At 56.4% G+C, this 25,838-nt stretch carries 16 protein-coding genes; 14 read left to right on the top strand and 2 right to left on the bottom strand.

Annotated elements, in window-relative coordinates:
- Positions 1-135: 135 nt before the first annotated feature.
- The 4 genes from KGP25_RS25215 to KGP25_RS25230 are packed head-to-tail and all read left to right on the top strand — an operon-like array spanning position 136 to position 11,749.
- A complete protein-coding gene (locus KGP25_RS25215) occupies positions 136-1,815 on the top strand; it encodes a ShlB/FhaC/HecB family hemolysin secretion/activation protein (RefSeq protein ID WP_223540622.1) in 1,680 nt (559 codons plus the stop codon).
- A gap of 10 nt (positions 1,816-1,825) precedes the next feature.
- On the top strand, positions 1,826-2,380 hold the full coding sequence (locus KGP25_RS25220; protein WP_223540623.1) for a toxin-activating lysine-acyltransferase: 555 nt from the start codon (positions 1,826-1,828) through the stop codon (positions 2,378-2,380).
- Positions 2,377-11,511, top strand: coding sequence for a hemagglutinin repeat-containing protein (locus tag KGP25_RS25225; RefSeq protein ID WP_223540624.1), 9,135 nt, complete (start codon positions 2,377-2,379; stop codon positions 11,509-11,511). The genes KGP25_RS25220 and KGP25_RS25225 overlap by 4 nt, the downstream gene beginning before the upstream one ends.
- Positions 11,498-11,749, top strand: coding sequence for a hypothetical protein (locus KGP25_RS25230; protein WP_223540625.1), 252 nt, complete (start codon positions 11,498-11,500; stop codon positions 11,747-11,749). Before KGP25_RS25225 ends, KGP25_RS25230 begins: the two co-directional genes overlap by 14 nt.
- 1,030 nt (positions 11,750-12,779) lie before the next feature.
- Here KGP25_RS25230 and KGP25_RS25235 read toward each other — a convergent pair.
- Positions 12,780-13,142, bottom strand: a complete 363-nt coding sequence (locus tag KGP25_RS25235; RefSeq protein ID WP_348984754.1) for a helix-turn-helix transcriptional regulator — start codon at positions 13,140-13,142, stop codon at positions 12,780-12,782.
- A gap of 131 nt (positions 13,143-13,273) precedes the next feature.
- Between KGP25_RS25235 and KGP25_RS25240 the strand changes: the two genes are divergently transcribed.
- The 8 genes from KGP25_RS25240 (at position 13,274) to KGP25_RS25275 (ending at position 20,191) form a co-directional block, all read left to right on the top strand.
- Positions 13,274-16,378 carry a CHC2 zinc finger domain-containing protein gene (locus tag KGP25_RS25240; protein WP_223540627.1) on the top strand — a complete coding sequence of 1,035 codons (3,105 nt, stop codon included), beginning with the start codon at positions 13,274-13,276 and terminating at the stop codon, positions 16,376-16,378.
- A complete protein-coding gene (gene xerC / locus KGP25_RS25245; RefSeq protein ID WP_223539164.1) occupies positions 16,371-17,438 on the top strand; it encodes a site-specific tyrosine recombinase XerC in 1,068 nt (355 codons plus the stop codon). Before KGP25_RS25240 ends, xerC (KGP25_RS25245) begins: the two co-directional genes overlap by 8 nt.
- Before the next feature lie 10 nt (positions 17,439-17,448).
- A complete protein-coding gene (locus KGP25_RS25250) occupies positions 17,449-17,736 on the top strand; it encodes a damage-inducible protein J (RefSeq protein ID WP_223540710.1) in 288 nt (95 codons plus the stop codon).
- Positions 17,733-18,038 (top strand): type II toxin-antitoxin system RelE/ParE family toxin, encoded by a 306-nt coding sequence (locus KGP25_RS25255; RefSeq protein WP_223540628.1) that lies wholly within the window; start codon positions 17,733-17,735, stop codon positions 18,036-18,038. Before KGP25_RS25250 ends, KGP25_RS25255 begins: the two co-directional genes overlap by 4 nt.
- A gap of 117 nt (positions 18,039-18,155) precedes the next feature.
- On the top strand, positions 18,156-19,019 hold the full coding sequence (locus KGP25_RS25260) for an adhesin (protein ID WP_223540629.1): 864 nt from the start codon (positions 18,156-18,158) through the stop codon (positions 19,017-19,019).
- On the top strand, positions 19,009-19,272 hold the full coding sequence (locus tag KGP25_RS25265; RefSeq protein ID WP_223539169.1) for a hypothetical protein: 264 nt from the start codon (positions 19,009-19,011) through the stop codon (positions 19,270-19,272). Before KGP25_RS25260 ends, KGP25_RS25265 begins: the two co-directional genes overlap by 11 nt.
- Entirely contained in the window at positions 19,269-19,940 is a 672-nt protein-coding gene (locus KGP25_RS25270; protein WP_223539168.1) for an adhesin, read from the top strand. Before KGP25_RS25265 ends, KGP25_RS25270 begins: the two co-directional genes overlap by 4 nt.
- A complete protein-coding gene (locus tag KGP25_RS25275) occupies positions 19,937-20,191 on the top strand; it encodes a hypothetical protein (protein ID WP_223539167.1) in 255 nt (84 codons plus the stop codon). Before KGP25_RS25270 ends, KGP25_RS25275 begins: the two co-directional genes overlap by 4 nt.
- Before the next feature lie 1,002 nt (positions 20,192-21,193).
- On the opposite strand, the gene KGP25_RS25280 is transcribed toward KGP25_RS25275, so the two are convergent.
- Positions 21,194-21,535 (bottom strand): helix-turn-helix transcriptional regulator, encoded by a 342-nt coding sequence (locus tag KGP25_RS25280; RefSeq protein ID WP_345790654.1) that lies wholly within the window; start codon positions 21,533-21,535, stop codon positions 21,194-21,196.
- Positions 21,536-21,667: 132 nt separating this feature from the next.
- Between KGP25_RS25280 and KGP25_RS25285 the strand changes: the two genes are divergently transcribed.
- Together KGP25_RS25285 and xerC (KGP25_RS25290) are read left to right on the top strand one after the other, a co-directional pair.
- Positions 21,668-24,772 (top strand): CHC2 zinc finger domain-containing protein, encoded by a 3,105-nt coding sequence (locus KGP25_RS25285; protein ID WP_223539165.1) that lies wholly within the window; start codon positions 21,668-21,670, stop codon positions 24,770-24,772.
- Positions 24,765-25,832, top strand: coding sequence for a site-specific tyrosine recombinase XerC (gene xerC, locus KGP25_RS25290; RefSeq protein WP_223539164.1), 1,068 nt, complete (start codon positions 24,765-24,767; stop codon positions 25,830-25,832). The genes KGP25_RS25285 and xerC (KGP25_RS25290) overlap by 8 nt, the downstream gene beginning before the upstream one ends.
- Positions 25,833-25,838 lie beyond the last annotated feature (6 nt).

Raw genomic sequence — 25,838 nt, forward strand, 5'->3', positions numbered from 1 at the left:
GCCATATCGGTTATATTCAGTCCTTTGTTTCCATTTTAAAAGATAATGCGATTGTGTAAGGGTTATATCGACATGGATGTTCAGCGTCGCTCACGGATACGTAAGCATTCTTTTTGTGTTGTCTGTATTTCAGCGATGTTGTCCGGTGTTGTCCCCGTCTCTGCGGCACCCACTGGCGATGAACCTTTTATCCTGCAAAACCTGCTTCAACAGGATGCCACACGGCAGTTTCAGCTGCAGGAGCAGCAGCAAAAAGCCCGAGACGAGGCTCTTACACCAAAAGCACCGGATATCCGTCTTTCTGAGAAAGCGTCCTCTCCCTCTCATCTTGTTTTCCCCACAGAAAAAACCTGCTTCAATATCGATCGCGTGGAACTGAGTGGTCAGGAAGCCTTGCCACGCTGGTTACCGTTACAACGCATCGCCAATCAGACGCAGGGCCAGTGTCTGGGCGGCAAGGGCATCAATCTCCTGATGAGCACGATGCAGAATCGCCTGGTGGACCACGGCTATATCACCACCCGCGTGCTGGCCCCGCAGCAAGACTTAAAACGAGGGACATTGAAGCTGAACATCCTGCCTGGTTTCATCCGTCAGGTGAAACTGACGCCGGACAGCGGGAGCTATATCACGCTGTTCAATGCGTTCCCGCCGCGATCCGGTCAATTGTTGGATTTGCGCGGCATTGAGCAAGGCCTGGAGAACCTGCAGCGCCTGCCGACCGTACAGGCCAGGATGGAAATTGTCCCCGGTGAAAAACCCGGCGAAAGTGATATTCAGCTCAACTGGCAGCAGGCCAAAATATGGCGGCTGGGTGCGTCGCTGGACGATTCCGGCACCCGCAGTACCGGGCGTTACCAGGGCGGATTGACCTTCTCGCTGGATAACCCGCTGTCGCTCAGCGACCTGTTCTACATCTCCGGTACCCGTGCGCTGCAACCCGGTAATGACAAGGGCAGCAATAACCTCACCGCCCATTACTCGGTGCCGTTCCGCTACGCGATGCTGTCGGTGACTGCCAACGACTACAACTATCACCAGACCGTGGCCGGGCTGAATAGCGATTACCGTTACAGCGGCGACAGCCAGAACCTGACGGTGCAACTGAGCCGCGTCCTGCACCGTAGCAGCAATCAGAAAACTACCTTCACCTACGATATCCTGACGCGCGGGTCGAAGAACTACATCAATGACACCGAAGTGGAAGTACAGCGCCGCCGCACTGCAGGCTGGCGTATGGGGCTGCAACACCGCCACTTTATCCAGCAGGCGACACTGGACGCCGGTATCAGCTATCAGCGTGGCACCCGCTGGTTCGGGGCATTGCCTGCGCCGGAAGAGTCGTATGGCGATGCCACTGCACTTAGCAAGATTATACAGCTTTCCAGCCAACTTAATGTGCCGTTTGCGCTGGGCAAACAGACCTTCCGTTACAACGTTCAGTATCAGCGCCAGATGAGCAGCACCCCGCTGACGCCGCAGGACCAGTTTGCCATCGGCAGCCGCTTTACGGTGCGCGGTTTTGACGGAGAACGTACTCTCAATGCCAGTGCGGGCTGGTCGGTGCGCAATGAGCTGGCCTGGAGCACGCCAGTGCCGAACCAGGAACTGTATCTGGGGGCAGATTACGGTCACGTCAGCGGCCGTGGCACCGAAAACCTGGCGGGAACCAACCTGGCCGGTAGCGTGCTCGGTATGCGCGGCAGCGCCTTAAAGACGCGTTATGATCTGTTTGCCGGTGTACCGCTCTCCAGACCGGATGGCTTCAAGACCAGCCCGTTGACGCTGGGCTTTACCCTGAACTGGGATTTCTGAGGGCAGGACTATGCAGACAGGTGCTTATGACGTCCATGCGCCGTTGATGTTAGGTGGGGATCTCAGTGAAGCCGAGGTGCTCGGGGCCGCCGTGTGGCTGTGGATGCACTCGTCACAGCACCGGGATCTGCCATTGCATGCGTTGCCCACGGTATTGTTGCCGATTATCAAACACCAGCACTATATGCTGGTCAGCCGGGGTACACAGCCGCTGTTTTTCCTCAGCTGGATGTGGCTGAGCGCGGAGGCGGAAGCGCGCTATCTCACGCAACCGGCCATTCTGGTGAAGGAAGATGACTGGGCCAGCGGCGATCGCCTGTGGCTCCGTGACTGGATCGCGCCGTTTGGCGATGTCCGGGTGATGCGCCGCCTGGTAGGGGCCGTGCTGTTCCCTGAGCACTGTTTTCGTTCCCTTTATCACCGTGGTGCACAACGCGGTAAACGCGTGATGAATTTCAAGGGTGACCAGGTCAGTCACCCACAGGCCCGCGCCTGGCGTGTGGCCAACCCATTATCTGTTTCTCTTCCCGAATACCCGCAAGACCGGTCAAGGATGTTACCGTGAACAAGAATCTCTATCGTATCGTTTTTAATACCGCCCGTGGCATGCTGATGGTGGTGCCCGATATCGCCGGGGCTGGCCGTGCGGGGGCCGCATCGTCGCCGTCGGGTACCGGTCATACCCTCAGCCAGATGATAGGTAAAGTTCATGGACTGAGTTTTGCGGTGCTACTGGCCCTGGGGGCTATACAGCCGGTGCAGGCCAACATCGTGGCCGATGGCAGTGCACCGGGTAACCAGCAGCCGACCATTATCAGCAGTGCCAACGGCACGCCACAGGTCAATATCCAGACGCCAAGCGCAGAGGGCGTTTCGCGCAACGTCTACAGTCAGTTCGACATCGATAACAAGGGCGTGGTGCTCAATAACAGCCACCTCAACACCCAGACCCAGATCGCTGGCATGGTCACCGCCAACCCGTGGCTGGCAAAAGGCGAAGCCAAAGTCATTCTCAATGAAGTCAATGCCAGTAACCCAAGCCAGTTGAACGGTTTTATCGAAGTGGCCGGGCAGAAAGCGCAGGTGGTGATCGCCAACCCGGCAGGTATTACTTGTAGCGGCTGTGGATTTATCAACGCCAACCGCGCCACGCTCACCACCGGTCAGGCGCAGATGACCAACGGCCAACTGACCGGCTATAACGTCGAACGCGGTGAAATCGTCATACAGGGCAAGGGGCTGGACAGCAGCCTGCAGGATCATACCGATCTGATTGCGCGTTCGGTCAAAATCAATGCCGGGCTGTGGGCCAACGATCTGGCGGTGACCACCGGGCGCAACGAGGTGGATGCCGCACATCAAACTGTCGCAGCAAAGACCGCTGACGGCGACCCCCGTCCACAGGTGGCGGTGGATGTGTCACAACTGGGCGGCATGTACGCCAATAAAATCCGCCTGCTGGGCACCGAGGCCGGGGTGGGCGTGCACAATGCCGGGGCGCTCAATGCCATCGCTGGTGACGTGGTGGTCAATGCGGATGGGATGCTCACCAACAGCGGGGCGATTAACGCTTCTCAGGCCGTCCAGGTGACGACCACCGGGGATATCAATAACAGCGGCAAGCTGTACGCCGGGGCAGATACCCAGGTGCAGAGCCGCAGCGCACTGACCAACAGCGGCATTCTGGCCGCACAGGGCAACACCACACTTACCACAGCCAGCATTAACAGCACCGCACAAGGGGTGTTGGCAGCAGGGATGGCCAGCAATGGGAAACTCGGTAGCAGCGGTAACCTGACGCTCAACAGCCAGGGTCAGCTCAACGCCAACGGCCAGAACTCCGCAGCAGGGCAATTGTCCGCTACCGGCACCGCGCTGGATTTCAGCGGCAGCCAGACCTACGGCAACAACATCGTTCTCCAGGCCACGGTGGGTGATATCCGCACCGCCGGGGCCAATCTGGCGGCCACACAAACACTCTCTGCACGTACCGGCGGGATGCTCAATAACGACGGCGGTAAACTCAGTGCCGACCAGCTTTCCCTGACTGCCAATAGCTTGTCTAACCAGCAGGGTACCGTGCAGCAGCTCGAGCAGCAGGATCTGACGCTATCCCACGTCAGCAGCATCAACAACCGTGCAGGTACTATCGCCAGCAACAGTAAAAACCTGACGCTCAACACGGCGAATCTCAACAACCAGCAAGGCACCCTTGTGCATGCTGGTGACGGTGCGCTGATCATTCAGGCTACACAGATGAACGGTGATAAGGGCGCGGTACTGTCCAACGGCAGTCTGGCGCTCAGCGGTACCCAACTGCAACTGGATAACACCACCACCCAGGCGGGAAATATTACCCTTAATGCCGGTAGCCTGTCGCACCGTGGCGGGCAGATGACTCAGACCGGCAGCGGCACGTTGAACCTGAATGTTACCGACCTGCTCGACAATCAGGAAGGGGAAATCTTCTCCAACGGTGCGTTATCGCTGACGGCGGGAACCCTGAACAACCAGCAAGGCCAGCTGATTGCTGCCGACAAGCACGATGTAACGCTGACCCTGGACGGTGCGCTCTACAACCGCGATGGTCTGATTGCCGCCGATGGTCGTTTGATCTCGCTCAGCGGTGCGGTGGATAACACCGGTGGGCTGATGCAGGCGGGTTCCACCCTGAGTCTGAACAGTCGCGGAGCCGAGGTGCTGAACCGCAACAGCGGCGCACAGGGCGGCATTGTCAGCGCAGGTGATATGCAGCTTGCGACCGGCAACCTCGACAACCGCAACGGCCAGATTGCTGCCAGCACCCTGAATGCCCGGACCGGCACACTCAATAATGCCGCAGGCAAAATCCTGGCAGACAAGGGGCTGACGCTCAGCAGCGGCGTTCTCAACAACCAGGCGGGGAACATTCAGTCCGGTGCGGTACTGACGCTGAACACGCACGGCCAGACACTCGACAACTCGGCAGGTGGGTTGATCGGCGCAACTGGCGCGCTATCGCTTGCCAGCGGTGCAGTGGATAACCGTCAGGGCAAACTGGTGGGCGGTGGCGATACGTTACTGCGCACCGGCTTACTGGATAACCGGGGCGGCCAACTGGCTTCCCTCAGTAATCTGTCACTGTTTAACACCGGGCTCCTGAACGATGACGGCGGCTTGCTGCAAAGCGCTGCTGATTTGGCGATTGACACCCAGGGGGGGACCCTCATCAACACCCGCAGCGGTGACCAGGGGGGCATCACCAGCCAGGGTTCGCTGACGCTTAAAACCGCTGCGCTGGATAACCAGCAGGGTGTTCTGATCGGTAATCAGCAACTGACCCTGACCTCCGGGGCCGTCAATAACCAACAGGGCCAGATCGCTGCACTGGGCAGTATCAATGCCCTGACGCAGGCGCTGAATAACGCCTGGGGTACCTTGCAGTCCGGGCAGAATTTACAGTGGAATACTCAGGGGGACGGGCTGGATAACCAGCACGGCACCTTCAGTGCGCAGGGTGACCTGTCGCTGACCTCCGCAGATGCGAATAACCAGTATGGGCTGCTGGCTTCCGGCGGGGCGATGGCGCTCAATACCGCCGCGTTCGATAACAGCCTGCAGGGTAACCTGTTCAGTAAAGGGACACTGGATCTCACAGCCAGCAACATCAATAGCCAGCAGGGCCAGATCCAGGCGCTGGGTAATATGGCGCTTAACGCGGTTCAGTCCGTTATCGACAACAGGGCCGGGCTGATCCAGGGGGCACTGAAGGTCACCCTGAACGCTGCCACTATTCTCAACCAGAATACCCTCGGTGCACAAAATGGCATCCAGGGCGGCAGCCTGACGCTGAGTGCGCAGGATGTTGATAACAGCCAGGGTGCATTGCGCGTCGATGATGCGCTGACGCTTAATCTGAGCGGCAGCCTGAACAACACCTCGGGGCTGTTGAGTGCGCAGAATAGCCTGCACACCCTGGCCCAACAAGTCACCAATAGAGCCGGTGCCATGGAAGCGGGTCAGCAACTGAATCTCACCAGTGGTTCTCTGACCGGCGACGGCTCGCTGTTGTCGCTGGGGGACATGTCGCTCACGCTGGTGCAGGATTTCTTCAATACCGGGTCAGTCCAGGCAGGTCATGACCTGGGCTTGACCACCAAGGGTACTCTGACCAACCGGTCGCTGATCCAGGCGGGTAACAAACTTGATCTGGTCGCCACCAACCTGTTCAACAGTACCGCTGCGGAAATCAGCGCAGGTACCACGCAACTCACCGCCACCCAGACCCTGACCAACTATGGCTTGATTGACGGTTTTTATACCCGCCTCAACAGCACCGCCGTCAACAATATCGGCAGTGGCCGTATTTATGGCGATGCGTTAGCTATCCAGGCGGGAACCTTGAACAACCAGGCGGAGAACGGCCAGGCGGCGACGATTGCCGCGCGTCAGCGCCTGGATCTGGGGGGCGGCACCCTCAACAACTACGACCATGCGCTGATTTACAGCGACGGCTTTATGACGATTGGCGGGGCGCTGGATGGCAGCTATCAGGCCATCGGCCAGGGCGGGGTACTCAACAACCACAGTTCCACTATTGAATCTGCCGGGGATATGGCGCTCAATATCGCGCAAATCAACAACATCAATGACCATTTCTCGCTGGAAAGCGTGCTGGTTTCCCAGGAGCACGTTTCCGAGTACGAAGTGGCGCGTCTGAATAACGGCGTGCGCTATAACGACAAAGACTACACCATTTATATCTACAAGGACGAAGTCAATATCCTGTGTATCGAAGGGGTGATCTGCCACACCACCGACGGAGACCGTTTTACCCGCTACGACTACACCCGCACCATCACAGAAGATCGGGTGAAAGAGTCTGACCCTGCCAAAATCCTGGTCGGGGGCAATCTCAGCATCAATGCGGGCAGCGTGCTGAATGACAAGAGCCAGATCATCGCCGGTGGGGCACTGGCGCTCCAGGGCGGATCGCTGAATAACGTCGAGGTGGAGGCCAACCGCCAGATCAACGATGTGGGCACCGCTACCTACTATTCACGCCATCAGAGTAAAGGCGGAGACTCTTCCAATGTCGATGTGACCGCCTATAAACCACCGACGGTGATCCAGGCCATCACCCTGAAACCGAGTACGCTGGCAGAATACACCCAGAGCCAGGGCAGCAATCTGGTGATTGATGCCCAGCAGCAGGCCGATATTAATGGCGATATCCAGGGGGCAGTGGGCATTAATGCCACGCCAATTGCCGGGCCGGGCGCAGGTAACCTGTTGCCGGTGGTGCCGGGGGCGATTACTCTGCCAGCAGGCAAAACCTTCGAGGTGAACCTCGGGGACTCCGGTAAGGTGGTGCGTCTGGTGGGACCAAACACCCGCCTGCCGGACAACAGCCTGTTCCGGGTACGACCGGACAGCAGCCCGTATCTGGTGGAAACCGATCCGCGCTTCACGGACAAGAAACAGTGGCTGGGCTCGGATTACATGATGAACGCCTTCACCACCGATCCGAACAACGTGCTGAAACGCCTGGGGGATGGCTATTACGAGCAGCGGCTGATCCGTGAACAGGTGATCGCTCTGAGCGGTAACCGTTACCTCGACGGCTTCCAGAACGACGAAGAGCAGTACAAGGCCCTGATGAACAACGGGGTGGAGTTCGGCAAGAAATACAATCTGACGCTGGGTGTGGCGCTCACCGCTGAACAGATGGCCTTGCTGACGGGCGATATCGTCTGGATGGTGGCGCAGACCGTGCCCCTGCCGGACGGAAGTACCCGTCAGGTACTGGTGCCACAGGTGTATGCCTCCGTCAAGGCAGGGGATCTGGATGGCAGCGGCGCACTGCTTGCCGGAAAAACCATCGGCCTGAACCTGAGCGGCAATCTGACTAACAGTGGGCGCATCAACGGCCAGCAAAGTACGCAGATCCTGGCAGAAAACATCAGCAACCTGGGCGGCCTGATCCAGGGGAACGATGTCGCGCTGAAGGCGCGGACCGACATCAGTAATGTCGGTGGGGTGATCGCCGGGCAACAAAGCCTCACCGCAACCGCCGGGCGGGATATCAACGCCACCACCACCACCCGCAGCGCCAAGAGCGCCGGTGGCGATTTTGCACGCACTACGCTGGATCGCGTCGCCGGGCTATATGTGCAGCAGCCGGATGGTACGCTGGCATTGCAGGCAGGGCGCGATGTGAATCTGACGGCGGCGCAGATTGTGAATAGCGGGGAAGGCGGCAGCACCTCCATCACGGCAGGGCGTGATCTCAACCTCAATACGGTGACTACCGGCAGCACAGACAACCTCAACTGGGGCGACAACTGGCAGCACCACTCCAGCAGCCAGCAGGTCGGCAGTGAAATCGTCGGTGCAGGTAACGTGCAACTGGGAGCCGGACAAGATGTGAATATCACCGCAGGCAACGTCTCTGCCGGTGATAAGCTCAGTGTGGCGGCAGGTAACGATATCAACATTCAGCATGGCGTTGATACCAACACGCTGGACCAGCATTACAAGGCGACCGGCAGCAGCGGCATGCTCTCGAAAACCACCACCGAGTCGCGGGACACCATTAGCCAGCAGACTGTCAATGGCAGCCAGTTGAGCGGCGACACGGTGAGCATGCAGGCTGGACGTGATTTAACCGTCACGGGCAGCAGCGTGGCGGCTACGCAGGATGTCAATTTAACCGCCGGTAACAACCTGAACCTGCAGGCGGCGACCGAACAGCGCGATGAAACCCATATGCTGCAGGAGAAGAAAAGCGGCCTGTCCGGCACTGGCGGCATTGGCTTCAGCTACGGCACCAGTGACACCAAAACCACCGATGATGGCAAATCCCGGACCAGCGTCGGCAGCACGGTGGGCAGCACCCAGGGGAATGTCACGTTGAATGCGGGTAATAGCCTGACGGTACAGGGTTCTGATGTGCTGGCCGGAAAAGACATCAACCTGACCGGCAAGGAAGTTAATGTCCTTGCCGCAGAAAATCAGAGCACCCGGAAGCATGTGGTGGAGCAGAAGCAAAGTGGCCTGACGCTGGCGCTGTCCGGTACGGTGGGCAGTGCCGTGAGTTCTGCAGTATCGAGCGCCAGTGACGCCAGCAAGGAGAGTAACGGGCGTCTCGCTGCCTTGCAGGGGATGAAAGCGGCATTGAGCGGGGTACAGGCGGCGCAGGCGAATGAAGTGCACAACGCCGGAGATGAAAATACCAGCCTGGTGGGGCTGAACCTCTCCTGGGGCAGCCAGTCGTCAAAATCTGAGCAGACTACGGTGCAATCGCAAAGCCAGGGCAGCACCCTGACCGCAGGCAACAATCTGAACATCCGCTCGACCGGCACCGATATCAATGTCCAGGGCAGCCAGTTGCAGGCCGGGAAGGATATCAACCTCAATGCGGCGCGGGACGTCAATCTGCTTTCAGCCCGGAACACCCAGACGGTGGATGGCAGGAGCGAAAGCCAGGGTGGCTCGGTGGGTGTGGGTGTGAACTTCGGCCAGGGCAAGAACGGCCTGACGCTGAATGCCAGCGTGAACAAGGGAAAAGGTTCGGAAAGCGGCAATATGCTGACCCATACCGAGACCACGCTGAACGCCGGTAACAACCTCAATATCACCAGCGGCCGCGACACCACCCTCACAGGAGCACAGGTGAGCGGTGAGAAGGTGACGATGGATGTGGGCCGCAACCTGACCTTAACCAGTGAGCGCGACAGCGACAACTACGACTCGAAGCAGCAGAACGCCAGCGCAGGCGGTAGCGTCGGTTTCGGTTCTGCCAGTGGTTCGGTCAATCTGAGCCGTGACAGGATGCACTCCACTTACGATGCGGTGCAGGAGCAGACCGGGGTGTTCGCCGGAAAAGGTGGCTTCGACATTACCGTGGGTGAGCATACCCAACTCAACGGGGCAGTTATCGGCTCTACCGCCACAGCGGACAAGAATAAACTGGATACCGGTACGCTGGGTTTCAGCAACATCGAGAACAAGGCCAGGTACGACGTTGAGCATCAGAGTGTGGGTATCAGCTCGGGTGGTAGCATCGGCGGGCAGTTCGCGGGGAATATGGCGAATGGTCTCCTGACCGGGGTGAATGGCAGCGGCAGCGCCAGTTCAACAACCCAGTCGGCAGTCAGTGATGGCACCATCACCATTCGTGACCAGGCCAACCAGAAGCAAGACGTGGCTGGGCTGAGCCGTGATGTCGAGAATGCGAATCCGGGTCTGAACAAAATCTTTGATAAAGAGAAAGAACAGAACCGGTTAAGGGAAGCACAGTTGATCGGTGAGATCGGTAGCCAGGCGGCAGATATTGCCCGGACGCAGGGGGATATCAACGGGCTGAAAGCGGCGAAAGAGAAGTACCCGGACAAGACAACTGAGCAACTTCGTGAAACCAAAGAGTATAAAGATGCCATGAAGCAATATGGCACCGGTAGTGCACTACAGCAAGGTATCCAGGCGGCAACGGCGGCCATTCAGGGGCTTGCAGGCGGTGATATGGCTAAAGCCCTGGCGGGAGCCAGTGCACCGTATCTGGCGGAAGTCATCCACAATATGACCACCAGTGCGGACGGCAAGATAGTGAACACCGAGGCCAACCTGATGGCCCACGCGGTTCTCGGTGCGGTGACAGCTGCGGTCAATGGCAACAGTGCATTGGCTGGAGCCAGCGGCGCAGTGATGGGGGAATTTATCGCCCAACAGATGTACCCCGGTATCGACCGCAACGACTTGACGGAAGAACAACGTCAGACCATCAGTGCGCTGGGTACCCTGGCGGCAGGACTGGTTGGTGGCGTAGTGGGTGATAGCAGTGCTAATGTTGTTGCGGGGGCACTGGCGGGTAAGAACGCTGTTGAGAATAACTTCCTCGGTGCCACATCCTCAGACAAACTCGACAAAGCCATTGAGAAAATCAGGAACGGCGATAAATCACTGGAAGCGGCTAATGACCTGCTGAAATTAGAAAATGCCGATAAACGCAGTGATGCTCTGGTATCCAAATTCACCAAAGATCCTTCAGAAATGACCAGCACAGAGCGTGCTGAACTGGCCGGGTATCTGCGTGTTTATGCCTCTGAAATGGAAAATACTTACGGGCCAGCGGTAGCACAGCAACTGGTTACAGGTCTGCTCTCTGGTCAGGATTACATGAAACGAGATCCTGACTCCGAAGCCATGTCTAAAGCCCAGAGCATCATGAACACCTGGGGTTATCATAAATCCAACGCCAGTATTGGTGATGCGCCTGTAATGTTCGGAGGCAGCGTGCTGGGACTTACAGTGAAAGGTATGGCAGCTAATGCCGCAATTGGTGTTGGAGTTAACTCTGCCGCTCAGTTTGCAGGAAAAGACCCCTTCAGTTATGTGGATGCGATAATGGCTGGCGTAACAGCAGCAGCGACAACAGGAAAAGGTATTATCGTCTCGACCCCTATCAATATGGGTGGTGCTGCAATAGGGAGTGGGATTAAAGGAGAAGACCCGACGAATTCGGTTATTGGGGCTGGCTTCGGGAGTGTGGTCGGTGGCGCTGCAGGTAAAGTAATTACTGATAAAGCAGCTGGTATCGTTAAAGATACTACAGCAGATTTAACTGGTACGGTTGGTGGTTCTGCTATAAGCGAAGTATTCGGTAATGGAACAAAAGAGTTGCTTGATCAAGCAGGTAAGCAAGATGAGAAAAAATAATCTAACTCAGTTTTTAATATTTGTTGGGTGTAATATTTTCATCTTTATAATAATAGTCTTTTTAGGTCGTTTACTAGCGACTGTTTTTGTTTTTCTCAAAATCGGTTCATTTTTATTTGACTGGAAAGAGACCGTTTTTATCTCGCTAGAAAAAGGAGTAGCTATAGGTTTTACTCTTGGATTAGGCTTGTGGATAAAAGCAAGGCTGCAAGAGCGTCAGAGCAGTAAAAAAAACTGAAAACTGCCAACCAAAATCTTTGCAGTGATCTCCGAATGATGCCAGACATAATTTATGGTGTTATGTTGAACAGTTTGAGGTGGTTTGCCTGTAGGTGAATGAAAATAATAATATAATTAAAATTACCTTCTCCCGGTAATACCTGAACCCATCCCGGCAGGCTATTTCACAATAGCCTGCTTCTCACCTCAAAATCCCCACACCCGTCGCAAGATTGCATCTTGCATGATTATTGTTTAAATTCAAATGGTTATCTGGAAAATGTTATGGTAATTTTAACGCCGGATAATGAAACAGAGTCGCCGACGACTCTACATAGACTCTGATTAGAGTACACTCTGGAGTCTGATTAGAGTATGCCCACATGTAGCAAGGCTTTAAGTAGAGTGTACTCTAGAGTGCACTCTGATTTTTACAGGGAGTAGAGTCGTCATTTTTTAGACAGTGAATCCCATAAATATTATTGACGACTCTAATCCGACTCTACGAAAAAGGTGAATAATATTCGTATAAATAAATCTCAAAAATCCTTTAAATAATAATTTTACAGTAAGGTGTTATTTATACTTCAGGATAATGACAGCGTGAATCTGCAGTTGATAAATTTTCCATTGCGAGGCTTAAATCAACTCAGCGCTATTTGGTGTAACTCATGGAAATAATAAAAGGCAGTAATGAAATTTAATGCAACTTAACGAAAGTTCCCTGATATGGTTTTTCGTTACATTATCTGACAGAGACACGTTACAGACTGTATACAGCTGCACGCCAAAGGGGAATCCTTTAAATTTCCCTGACGCCTCGCGTTGCTCGTTGTCCAACGCTTCACACCGCCAGATTAAAATCTGTCAGTGTTCGTCGTTTTTATTATTGGATATCAGATGTAGCAGGGGAGGGATAAACAGCGGAAGGATCATACTGATGCAGAAGGTTTAAACGTATTGTTTTTATTACTGTATTAAAAATAAAAAAAGGCTCCCCAAACCATGCACTGATCGCGCATAGTTATTTTTTTATTAACTGTCGGTCTTCAGATCTTTTTAACTGTCGCTTTGCCTACTCTGGCAACAGCTTGCGTGACCTGACTCTTTACAATCATTGCATCCAGTACCGCTTTGGCGATCTCCCTGTCTTCATCAGACATTGCCGCAACGGCTTCAAACCGAAGCTTCATGTCATCTTCTGGCTCACGTTCCCCCGGCTCAAACAGGAGAAAATCAGAGGTGACATGTAAAACAATCGCCAGCTTCTTGAGGGCGTCAGCAGTAGGTAAAGAGCTACCAGCTTCATAGCGCTTTATCTGCTGGACATGAATGCCTGTGGCATCGGACAGTCCCTGCTGTGTCAATCCTCGCTGCTTACGCAGTGCAACGATGCGTTGGGAAAAGCTCATGGTAGTAAACCAGTGATGAATGTTACCCATGATACTAACCCCTCCTGTTGAGCTGACTTGACGTAAGTATATTATAGTGTACTGTAAAAGTATATTGTATATATCTTGACGCATTTTACAGGAGTACGCTTATGGCCCGCATCCCGGTGCATGAACTGGATGAGCTGAAACGCCACGTCTCGTTGCTCACACTGGCCCAGTCGCAGGGCCATAAGCTGAAAAAACATGGGGCAGACAGCTACGTCTGCCTGTGCCCGTTCCATGACGAGAAAACGCCGTCCTGCGTGATCACCCCGGCAAAGGGGCTGTACCACTGCTTCGGCTGCGGGGCCAAAGGCTCGGTTATCGACTGGCAGATGAGCACCACCGGGCAGGGGCTTCGGGAGGCGGTGGCGTTCCTGAAAGCCCGGCTGGCGGGGACTGACGGTAACGCTTCTTCCTTAGCTGTCCCGTCTGTGGAGCCAAAAGCGACGCCAGCGCGTCAGCTGCTCGTCGATCTGGACGTGGACGGTCAGGCACTGTTGCGTCAGGTAACGGACTTCTATCACCGCAATCTGCTGGACAGCCCGGAAGCGCAGGCATGGCTGGCGCACCGTGGCCTGACGCATCCCGAACTGGTGAGTCACTTCCGGCTGGGGTTCGCGGGTACGCACGGTATCAGCGGCGATACGGGGCTGTTGCCTTCAACGACGAGCAAAGAGGGCCGTCGTCTGCGGGAACGTCTGGCCGCGCTGGGTGTGTTGCGTGAGCAGACCCGACAGGATCACTTCCGTGGCTGCGTGACAATGCCTGTAGAGGGATGGTCTGAATCTGCCATCGTGGCGCACCGTGGCAGAATGCTGCAAGTGTACGGACGGCGAACAATGGCCGATAACCAGATCAAGAAAGGATCTTCGCGTCACCTGTATCTGCCGTCGCCGCTGTGTGGCGTATGGAACGAAGCGGCGATGCGGGGTTCCTCAGACATCATCCTGTGTGAATCCCTGATCGACGCGATGACCTTCTGGTGTGCCGGGCTGCGCAACGTCACCACGGCTTACGGGGTGAACGGCTTCACCCCCGACCACCTGACGGCCCTGCGCTACCACGGCGTGAAGCGGGTGCTTATCGCGTATGACCGTGACGAGGCGGGCGACCGTGGCGCAGAGCGTGTGGCAACTGAACTGCTGGCATGTGGGCTGGAGGCGTGGCGGGTGCCGTTCCCGGCGGGGATGGATGCGAATGAATATGCGCTGAAAAGCGGCAGCCCGGAGTCGGCGCTGGGTCTGGCCCTGCAGCAGGCGAAGTGGCTGGGGCAGGGCAGTGGCCCCGGCGTGGTGTTCAGCCATGAATCCCCGCCATCGTCAGAGGTGGCAGGGACACCGGACAACGGCCCTTCCTTAGCCGTCCCGGCCTCCGCACCGTCAGCGAGCACGACAGGCACTGTGGCGCACGAGGTGAGCGCGTCCGGTGACCTGCTGCTGACCTGCGGTCCGCGCGTGTGGCGGGTACGTGGCTGGCAGAAACAGCGTCAGCCGGAGGTGATGAAAGTTAACGTGCAGGTGCGCGACAGCCTGAGCGGGGCGGTCCATGTGGACAGCCTGGATATGTACCATGCCCGGAGCCGGCAGAACTACGTCAGCACGGCGGCAACAGAGCTGGCCTGTGAGCAATCGGTTATCAAACGCGAATGCGGCCGCCTGCTGCTGTTGCTGGAGCAGAAACAGGACGAGGCGCGACAGTCTGAAGCCACCGACAACAGGACCGCCATCACGATGAACGCTGACGATGAAGCGGCGGCGCTGGCACTCCTGAAATCCCCGGACCTTGCGGCGCGTATCACCGATGACCTGGCGGCCTGCGGTGTGGTGGGTGAGTCCACCAATCTGCTGACCGGGTATCTTGCGGCGGTATCGCGCAAGCTGGATAAACCGCTGGCAGTACTTATCCAGTCCTCGTCGGCGGCGGGGAAGTCTTCGCTGATGGATGCGGTGCTGGGGCTGATGCCGGATGAAGAACGGGTGCAGTACAGCGCGATGACGGGCCAGAGCCTGTACTACCTGGGTGAAACCTCGCTGCAACACAAGATACTGGCCATCGCCGAGGAAGAAGGTGTGCGGCAGGCGGCGTATGCGCTGAAGCTGCTGCAGTCAGACGGGTCGCTGACCATCGCCAGCACGGGGAAGAACGAGCAGAGCGGCGAACTGGTGACGCGGGAATACAGCGTTCAGGGTCCGGTGATGCTGATGCTGACGACCACGGCCATCGACGTGGACGAAGAGCTGCTGAACCGCTGCCTGGTGCTGACGGTGAACGAGAGCCGGGAGCAGACGCAGGCGATACACGCGATGCAGCGCCACGGGCAGACGCTGGAGGGTCTGCTGGCGCAGAGTGAGAAACAGTACCTGACGACCCTGCATCAGAACGCCCAGCGGCTGCTGCGGCCGCTGAAAGTAGTGAACCCGTATGCGCACCAGTTAACGTTCCTCAGCGACAAAACCCGCACCCGGCGCGACCATATGAAATACCTGACGCTGATACAGGCGGTGGCGCTGCTGCACCAGTACCAGCGGGAGGTGAAACGTGCGACCCATCGCGGGCAGGTCATCGAGTATACCGAGGTGACAAAAGCCGATATCGCGCTGGCAACCCGGCTGGCGCACGAGGTGCTGGGCCGGACGCTGGATGAAATGCCGCCACAGACGCGCAAACTGCTGTTGCTGATACAGGCGATGGTCAGGGAGATGGCGGGTCGTCAGCAGTGTCTGCCGGGCGAGGTTCGCTTCACCCGCCGTGATATCCGGGCCAGTACCGGGTGGAGCGACAGCCAGCTTAAAAACCACTGTGTGCGCCTGGTGGAAATGGAATACCTGCTGCTGCACGGCGGGAGTCGGGGCCACCTGCTGCACTACGAGCTGCTGTGGGACGGCGACAACACACAGGCCCCGCACCTGTGCGGTCTGCCGGATGTGGGCGAGCTGATAAACGCGGCCTCAAAAACAGAGGGCAGCGAGCGCAAGTCTGCCTCTGATGGCGTAAGGTCTGGTTCAGGTCAGGGTCAGGTCTGCCCGTTGTCTGGTACAGAGCAGACAGCTCCAGGCCTCACGGTGCAAGGCCCGGAGCCACAACCGGACGGGCTGAACGAAAACGCAGTAAAGAGTGATAACCCGCAAGCGCCGCATCACACTACTGCCCCCCATCATCACAGCGATAATCACCACAACAGCGCCTTCGCAGCGGCGGTAACGCATGGCTAACCGAAAACGGCGTGGCAGTCTGCTGACGGTCGATGACGTGTACCGTCAGCCTGTCGGCCCGGCCTCAGACCCGAAGAGCCTGTACGCGCTGCTGCTGCGGTTCGTGGCGTGGCGGCGGGAGCGCAACTGGTCAGAGACGACGCTGAAGGTGCAGACGCACCACAGCTACCGGTTCGTCCAGTGGGCGGCAGAGCGCGGGCTGCACCATCCGGCAGAGGTGACGCGTCCGGTGCTGGAACGCTACCAGCGCCACCTGTACCAGTACCGCAAGCGCAACGGCGAGCCGCTGACCACCCGGACCCAGCGCACGGCGGTGCAGCCCATCCAGGTGTGGTTCCGCTGGATGACGCAGCAGAACCTGATACTGGCGAACCCGGCGGCCGACCTTGAGCTGCCGAGGCTGGAAAAACGCCTGCCGCGCTATATCCTGAGCGTGGACGAGGTGGAGCAGGTGCTGGCGCTGCCTGACCTGAGCACGCCCGGCGGCATCCGTGACCGTGCGCTGATGGAGGTGCTGTGGTCAACGGGCATACGGCGCAGCGAAGCCGCAGGGCTTGAGGTGTTCAGCGTGGATGCAAACCGCCGCATCCTGACCATCGTTCAGGGCAAGGGAAAGCAGGACAGGGTGGTGCCGGTGGGCGAGCGTGCGCTGTGGTGGGTGCAGCGTTACCTGCACCACGTCCGGCCACAGTTACTGGTTAACCCGCACTGTAAGGCGCTGTTCGTGGCCCTTGATGGTGTGGAGGGGCTGACGCCCAACGGGATCACTAACATCGTCAGCCACCATATGAGAGCCTCCGGGCTGGTTGCGCAGGGAAGCTGTCACCTGTTCCGGCACGCGATGGCGACCCAGATGCTGGAAAACGGCGCAGATCTGCGGTGGATACAGGCGATGCTGGGCCATGTCAGCGTGGAATCGACGCAGATATACACGCAGGTGTCGGTGCGGGCGTTACAGGCGGTTCATGCCTCAACCCATCCGGCAGAGCGGGAAGCACGAATCCTGGATGACAACCTTGAGGACAATCATCATAATGACAACACAACTGACACCACGTGAGGTTATGGCGATGAGCAGCACTATCCACTTCCGAATCGACGAAGAAACCAAACGCCTGGCGATGCAGGCCGCAGAGCGCCAGCAGATGAGCCTTACAGAGCTGATGCGCCAGCGGGCCGAAGAGCTGGCCGCAGAAGAACGTCGCCATCAGAGCAGCGAGCATGAAGGCTGGCTGGAAACACAGATAGCCCAGGCGTTCAGCCGCCATGATGCAGGTGAAGGCGAGTACATCAGCAACGATGAAATGGAAAAGCGAATGAAGGCGCTGAAACAACAGGCCACGCGGGGTACGCTGTGACGGTCAGGGTTGAATGGGAAAAACGCGCACAGACTGACAGAGAAAACATCTTCCTGTACCTGAATCGGGAAGCCGGCGCACTGGTCGCCATCGCAGCCGATGAACGGCTGGCAGGCATGGCGGCTATCCTTGCGGAAAACCCGCTTGCCGGGGTGAAAGCCGGACGCTCAGAGAAGCAGCGTAAACTGGTGGTGCCGCACTTCCCGTTCATCATCGTGTATGTGGCAGAAAGCGCTCGTGTGCGCATCCTGCGTGTACTTCACACCTCCCGCAAAATAGCCGGACAATACAGCCAGAGCTGAGGTCCGCAGAGGCCTCTCCGGCCTTATCCCATCTATACCCGTATAATCCCGCTAACTCCCTGAACAGAAAATAAAAACGGCATAACTCATTAAAACAAAGATGGGTTATGATGCTGTATGCCAAAAAAGCTGACACGTCTGATGAGCCTGTTACTGTGCCTGGTGATCTTCACCGGGGCGGTAGCGTGTTCGGGCGAAAAAGGCGCGTCGGGGCAAAAAGTCGGCGGGCAGGAAGTACAGCAGGCAAAAGCGGCTGTAACTCACGGAAAGGAGAGGGAAAAAACGTGTTCATCGCAGCAATGTGTACCGGAACGAGTTGTTGTTGAGAATAACTCGCTCAGCTTTGGTGATGGTTTTGAAAGCAATGCTGCGGCGGCTACATCATGGAACAAGTACGCGGTGGACAATAATCTGACACCGGAACAAAAGCAGGCCGGGCTGGATAAGATAGCGAAAGGTGATATGCCGGACAGCACCAATATCACGAAAGTGATCGTGGATGGCTACCAGGATGGTGTGATGATTGCCGGTGCATGGTATCTGGGGCCTGCTGCGTCAGCAGGTAAAGTTCTTAGTGGCGGGCTTCTTGGACTGGCGGCCAATAGTGGTTATCAGGTCTATGATTTAAACCAGCCGCAGAATGCGAATAAGTCGTGGGACTATCTGGGAAGCGCGACCTCATTTACAACAGGCATGATGGCTCCCGGTCGTGGTGTCCTTGCGAACACAGGTATCGCAATGGGGGGGGCATTCTTTACTGATGGTCCAAATACAGTGTCACTTGCCGGAGCTGCACTCGGCGGGCTGGCCGGTGGTTCATTCGGGAAATTTGCGCCAGTTATTGTGGATAAACAGATTGGTAAAGAGCTTCCCGGATTTGCTTATGACATTGGTGGTTCATTTATATCTGAGTTTACTGGCGGTGCAATAAAAGATGCATTAAAGCCATCTGAAAACAAAGGAGATAAAAATGCTAAGTAACTTATTGAAATCATTTGTTTTGTTTATCTACTGCTTTGTTTTTTTTATGGTGATGGGTTTTTTATTCAGAGCGGCGGTAGCACTATTATCTTATTACAATAATGGATACTTTAACTTTCCTTTATCCGAGGTTCAGAGAGGGGTTGTTTTTTCTTTAATCGCAAGTTGTGCTGTCTGGCTGTATGCTTTATTAAGCAAAATTATTGATTGGTACAACGCCAGAAAAAAAACATCTGACGAGCCGGATAGATGATTTTTGTTGTTGAGAATAACGCGCTCAGCTTTGGTGATGGTTTTGAAAGCAATGCTGCGGCGGCTACATCATGGAACAAGTACGCGGTGGACAATAATCTGACACCGGAACAAAAGCAGGCCGGGCTGGATAAGATAGCGAAAGGAGATATGCCGGACAGCACCAATATCACGAAAGTGATCGTGGATGGCTACCAGGATGGTGTGATGATTGCCGGGGCATGGTATCTGGGGCCTGCTGCGTCAGCAGGTAAAGTTCTTGGTGGCGGGCTTCTTGGACTGGTGGCCAATAGTGGTTATCAGGTCTATGATTTAAACCAGCCGCAGAATGCGAATAAGTCGTGGGACTATCTGGGAAGCGCGACCTCATTTACAACAGGCATGATGGCTCCCGGTCGTGGTGTCCTTGCGAACACAGGTATCGCAATGGGGGGGGCATTCTTTACTGATGGTCCAAATACAGTGTCACTGGCCGGGGCTGGTATTGGTGCTGGTCTGGGTGGGGCATTTGGGAAGTATGCCCCCACAGCCGTGGGGAAAATCTTAGGGAGTGACCCTGTGCCGGGCTTTATTTATGAGCTTGGCGGTGGTGCTGTCTCTGAGTTTACCAATGGAATTATCAAGGATCTCAATAATCCTCAAACTCCTGAAAAAAAGGAGAATAAATGAGAATTTTGTGGAATTATTTAACTCTCCTTCTGTACTGCTGCCTGTTTTTTACAATAGCGTTACTTGGAGTCGGTTTGGTTGTATCTCTGTTTTTTTCTCTCAAAAATGATGGTTTTTTATTCCCAATCAATCAAATAAAAAGGGCTTTTTATTTTGGTGCTATTACCGGGTTTACTGCATGGGTTGGGATTGTTTTTTCTAAATTGATAGCCAGATATAAATCAAAGAAAACACCGCCTAACTCTGAGTGACTTTTGACATAACGCAGACAGTACAGTTGCAGGCATCTGTAGGGTTCCAGACATAACGCAAATTATGCGTGGTTCGTTGTTCTGAACTATGCATAATGTCTGGCATTATATTGAACCGTTGGAGGCTGTTTGCCTGTAGGTGAATGAAAAGAATAATATAATTAAAATTTCCTTCTCCCGGTAATACCTGAACCCATCCCGGCAGGCTATTTCACAATAGCCTGCTTCTCACCTCAAAATCCCCACACCCGTCGCAAGATTGTATCTTGCCTGATTTGTCATTAAAAAAAATGGTTTATGAAACTTTTAAAGTGGTATTTTTTAACCTGGGATGAATTTATGAATCGCTTACGAATCGTACATGAATCGTATCCGATTCGAATCTAGATTCACATGTGATTCACTTCATTTAAATCAGTGACTTAATGCGATTCGAATCCAGATTCGAATCGCCATTTACGTTATATGTGAATCGTCATTCTGGAGCCTGTGAATCGTTAGTGAATCACCATATTTAATTGTGTGAATCGTTTCTGAATCACCACTTCCACGAGGTAAATAAATTTTAAATAAAAGCAAGCACCTACAAAAATAAATTATTTTGTGTAAGTGTGACATGTGTAAATATAATTCATGCGACATGGTGCCTTAAGGTGCTAATCACACCTGCAAGTAACAGGGGAAGCTGCCGAATAAATTTCGGGGGCAACGGGTAAGTAAATAAGCTATGCTGGACATATTACCTGACGCCTCGCGTTGCTCGTTGTCCAACGCTTCACACCGCCAGATTAAAATCTGTCAGTGTTCGTCGTTTTTATTATTGGATATCAGATGTAGCAGGGGAGGGATAAATAGCGGAAGGATCATACTGATGCAGAAGGTTTAAAAGTATTGTTTTTATTACTGTATTAAAAATAAAAAAAGGCACCCCAAACCATGCACAGATCGCGCATGGTTATTTTTTATTAACTGTCTTGTGTGACGGCCTTTTTTAACCGTCGGTCACTTCACTCTTGAAGACCAGCGTTCTGCTTCGTACTTGATGATCATTCCTTCCAGAAGCTGCTTGATAACCTGTTGCTGCTCCGGGGCCATATGCGAAATGGCCTGAAACTGTAACGCCAAATCAGCATCCGGAGCCAGCTCATCAGACTCGAATATCAACGAATCAGTGGTGACGCGTAAGGTCTGTGCAATCTTCTTAATCGCATCCAGCGAAGGCTGGGAGCTTCCAGCCTCATAACGTTTTATCTGTGTGACATGCAGGCCTATAGCATCCGCCAGTGCCTGCTGAGTCAGACCCTTACTCTTGCGGAGATGAATCAGACGATCGGCAACACTCATTGAATTTAACCAATAAGAAAACAATGCAGTCATCATATCCCCCTAAAAATAATCATCTTGACATTGGTAGCATATGGGATACTAAAATAAACCACAACAGAATCTTGACGCATTTTTGCAAGGAGTACGCTTATGGCCCGGATCCCGAAGCATGAACTGGATGAGCTGAAACGCCACGTCTCGCTGCTCACACTGGCCCAGTCGCAGGGCCATAAGCTGAAAAAACATGGGGCAGACAGCTACGTCTGCCTGTGCCCGTTCCATGACGAGAAAACGCCGTCCTGCGTGATCACCCCGGCAAAGGGGCTGTACCACTGCTTCGGCTGCGGGGCCAAAGGCTCGGTTATCGACTGGCAGATGAGCACCACCGGGCAGGGGCTTCGGGAGGCGGTGGCGTTCCTGAAAGCCCGGCTGGCGGGGACTGACGGTAACGCTTCTTCCTTAGCTGTCCCGTCTGTGGAGCCAAAAGCGACGCCAGCGCGTCAGCTGCTCGTCGATCTGGACGTGGACGGTCAGGCACTGTTGCGTCAGGTAACGGACTTCTATCACCGCAATCTGCTGGACAGCCCGGAAGCGCAGGCATGGCTGGCGCACCGTGGCCTGACGCATCCCGAACTGGTGAGTCACTTCCGGCTGGGGTTCGCGGGTACGCACGGTATCAGCGGCGATACGGGGCTGTTGCCTTCAACGACGAGCAAAGAGGGCCGTCGTCTGCGGGAACGTCTGGCCGCGCTGGGTGTGTTGCGTGAGCAGACCCGACAGGATCACTTCCGTGGCTGCGTGACAATGCCTGTAGAGGGATGGTCTGAATCTGCCATCGTGGCGCACCGTGGCAGAATGCTGCAAGTGTACGGACGGCGAACAATGGCCGATAACCAGATCAAGAAAGGATCTTCGCGTCACCTGTATCTGCCGTCGCCGCTGTGTGGCGTATGGAACGAAGCGGCGATGCGGGGTTCCTCAGACATCATCCTGTGTGAATCCCTGATCGACGCGATGACCTTCTGGTGTGCCGGGCTGCGCAACGTCACCACGGCTTACGGGGTGAACGGCTTCACCCCCGACCACCTGACGGCCCTGCGCTACCACGGCGTGAAGCGGGTGCTTATCGCGTATGACCGTGACGAGGCGGGCGACCGTGGCGCAGAGCGTGTGGCAACTGAACTGCTGGCATGTGGGCTGGAGGCGTGGCGGGTGCCGTTCCCGGCGGGGATGGATGCGAATGAATATGCGCTGAAAAGCGGCAGCCCGGAGTCGGCGCTGGGTCTGGCCCTGCAGCAGGCGAAGTGGCTGGGAACGGGTAATGGCCCCGGCGTGGTGTTCAGCCATGAATCCCCGTCTTCGTCAGTAACGGCGGGCATACCGGACAACAGCCCTTCCTTAGCCGTCTCAGCCCCCGCACCGTCAGCGGCCACGACAGACACGGTGGCGCACGAGGTGAGCGCGTCCGGCGACCTGCTGCTGACCTGCGGCCCGCGCGCGTGGCGGGTACGGGGCTGGCAGAAACAGCGTCAGCCGGAGGTGATGAAAGTTAACGTGCAGGTGCGCGACAGCCTGAGCGGGGCGGTCCATGTGGACAGCCTGGATATGTACCATGCCCGGAGCCGGCAGAACTACGTCAGCACGGCGGCAACAGAGCTGGCCTGTGAGCAATCGGTTATCAAACGCGAATGCGGCCGCCTGCTGCTGTTGCTGGAGCAGAAACAGGACGAGGCGCGACAGTCTGAAGCCACCGACAACAGGACCGCCATCACGATGAACGCTGACGATGAAGCGGCGGCGCTGGCACTCCTGAAATCCCCGGACCTTGCGGCGCGTATCACCGATGACCTGGCGGCCTGCGGTGTGGTGGGTGAGTCCACCAATCTGCTGACCGGGTATCTTGCGGCGGTATCGCGCAAGCTGGATAAACCGCTGGCAGTACTTATCCAGTCCTCGTCGGCGGCGGGGAAGTCTTCGCTGATGGATGCGGTGCTGGGGCTGATGCCGGATGAAGAACGGGTGCAGTACAGCGCGATGACGGGCCAGAGCCTGTACTACCTGGGTGAAACCTCGCTGCAACACAAGATACTGGCCATCGCCGAGGAAGAAGGTGTGCGGCAGGCGGCGTATGCGCTGAAGCTGCTGCAGTCAGACGGGTCGCTGACCATCGCCAGCACGGGGAAGAACGAGCAGAGCGGCGAACTGGTGACGCGGGAATACAGCGTTCAGGGTCCGGTGATGCTGATGCTGACGACCACGGCCATCGACGTGGACGAAGAGCTGCTGAACCGCTGCCTGGTGCTGACGGTGAACGAGAGCCGGGAGCAGACGCAGGCGATACACGCGATGCAGCGCCACGGGCAGACGCTGGAGGGTCTGCTGGCGCAGAGTGAGAAACAGTACCTGACGACCCTGCATCAGAACGCCCAGCGGCTGCTGCGGCCGCTGAAAGTAGTGAACCCGTATGCGCACCAGTTAACGTTCCTCAGCGACAAAACCCGCACCCGGCGCGACCATATGAAATACCTGACGCTGATACAGGCGGTGGCGCTGCTGCACCAGTACCAGCGGGAGGTGAAACGTGCGACCCATCGCGGGCAGGTCATCGAGTATACCGAGGTGACAAAAGCCGATATCGCGCTGGCAACCCGGCTGGCGCACGAGGTGCTGGGCCGGACGCTGGATGAAATGCCGCCACAGACGCGCAAACTGCTGTTGCTGATACAGGCGATGGTCAGGGAGATGGCGGGTCGTCAGCAGTGTCTGCCGGGCGAGGTTCGCTTCACCCGCCGTGATATCCGGGCCAGTACCGGGTGGAGCGACAGCCAGCTTAAAAACCACTGTGTGCGCCTGGTGGAAATGGAATACCTGCTGCTGCACGGCGGGAGTCGGGGCCACCTGCTGCACTACGAGCTGCTGTGGGACGGCGACAACACACAGGCCCCGCACCTGTGCGGTCTGCCGGATGTGGGCGAGCTGATAAACGCGGCCTCAAAAACAGAGGGCAGCGAGCGCAAGTCTGCCTCTGATGGCGTAAGGTCTGGTTCAGGTCAGGGTCAGGTCTGCCCGTTGTCTGGTACAGAGCAGACAGCTCCAGGCCTCACGGTGCAAGGCCCGGAGCCACAACCGGACGGGCTGAACGAAAACGCAGTAAAGAGTGATAACCCGCAAGCGCCGCATCACACTACTGCCCCCCATCATCACAGCGATAATCACCACAACAGCGCCTTCGCAGCGGCGGTAACGCATGGCTAACCGAAAACGGCGTGGCAGTCTGCTGACGGTCGATGACGTGTACCGTCAGCCTGTCGGCCCGGCCTCAGACCCGAAGAGCCTGTACGCGCTGCTGCTGCGGTTCGTGGCGTGGCGGCGGGAGCGCAACTGGTCAGAGACGACGCTGAAGGTGCAGACGCACCACAGCTACCGGTTCGTCCAGTGGGCGGCAGAGCGCGGGCTGCACCATCCGGCAGAGGTGACGCGTCCGGTGCTGGAACGCTACCAGCGCCACCTGTACCAGTACCGCAAGCGCAACGGCGAGCCGCTGACCACCCGGACCCAGCGCACGGCGGTGCAGCCCATCCAGGTGTGGTTCCGCTGGATGACGCAGCAGAACCTGATACTGGCGAACCCGGCGGCCGACCTTGAGCTGCCGAGGCTGGAAAAACGCCTGCCGCGCTATATCCTGAGCGTGGACGAGGTGGAGCAGGTGCTGGCGCTGCCTGACCTGAGCACGCCCGGCGGCATCCGTGACCGTGCGCTGATGGAGGTGCTGTGGTCAACGGGCATACGGCGCAGCGAAGCCGCAGGGCTTGAGGTGTTCAGCGTGGATGCAAACCGCCGCATCCTGACCATCGTTCAGGGCAAGGGAAAGCAGGACAGGGTGGTGCCGGTGGGCGAGCGTGCGCTGTGGTGGGTGCAGCGTTACCTGCACCACGTCCGGCCACAGTTACTGGTTAACCCGCACTGTAAGGCGCTGTTCGTGGCCCTTGATGGTGTGGAGGGGCTGACGCCCAACGGGATCACTAACATCGTCAGCCACCATATGAGAGCCTCCGGGCTGGTTGCGCAGGGAAGCTGTCACCTGTTCCGGCACGCGATGGCGACCCAGATGCTGGAAAACGGCGCAGATCTGCGGTGGATACAGGCGATGCTGGGCCATGTCAGCGTGGAATCGACGCAGATATACACGCAGGTGTCGGTGCGGGCGTTACAGGCGGTTCATGCCTCAACCCATCCGGCAGAGCGGGAAGCACGAATCCTGGATGACAACCTTGAGGACAATCATCATAATGACAACACAACTGACACCACGTGAGGTTAT

Source organism: Enterobacter sp. JBIWA003, assembly GCF_019968825.1.
Classification (GTDB): Bacteria; Pseudomonadota; Gammaproteobacteria; order Enterobacterales; family Enterobacteriaceae; genus Enterobacter; species Enterobacter quasiroggenkampii.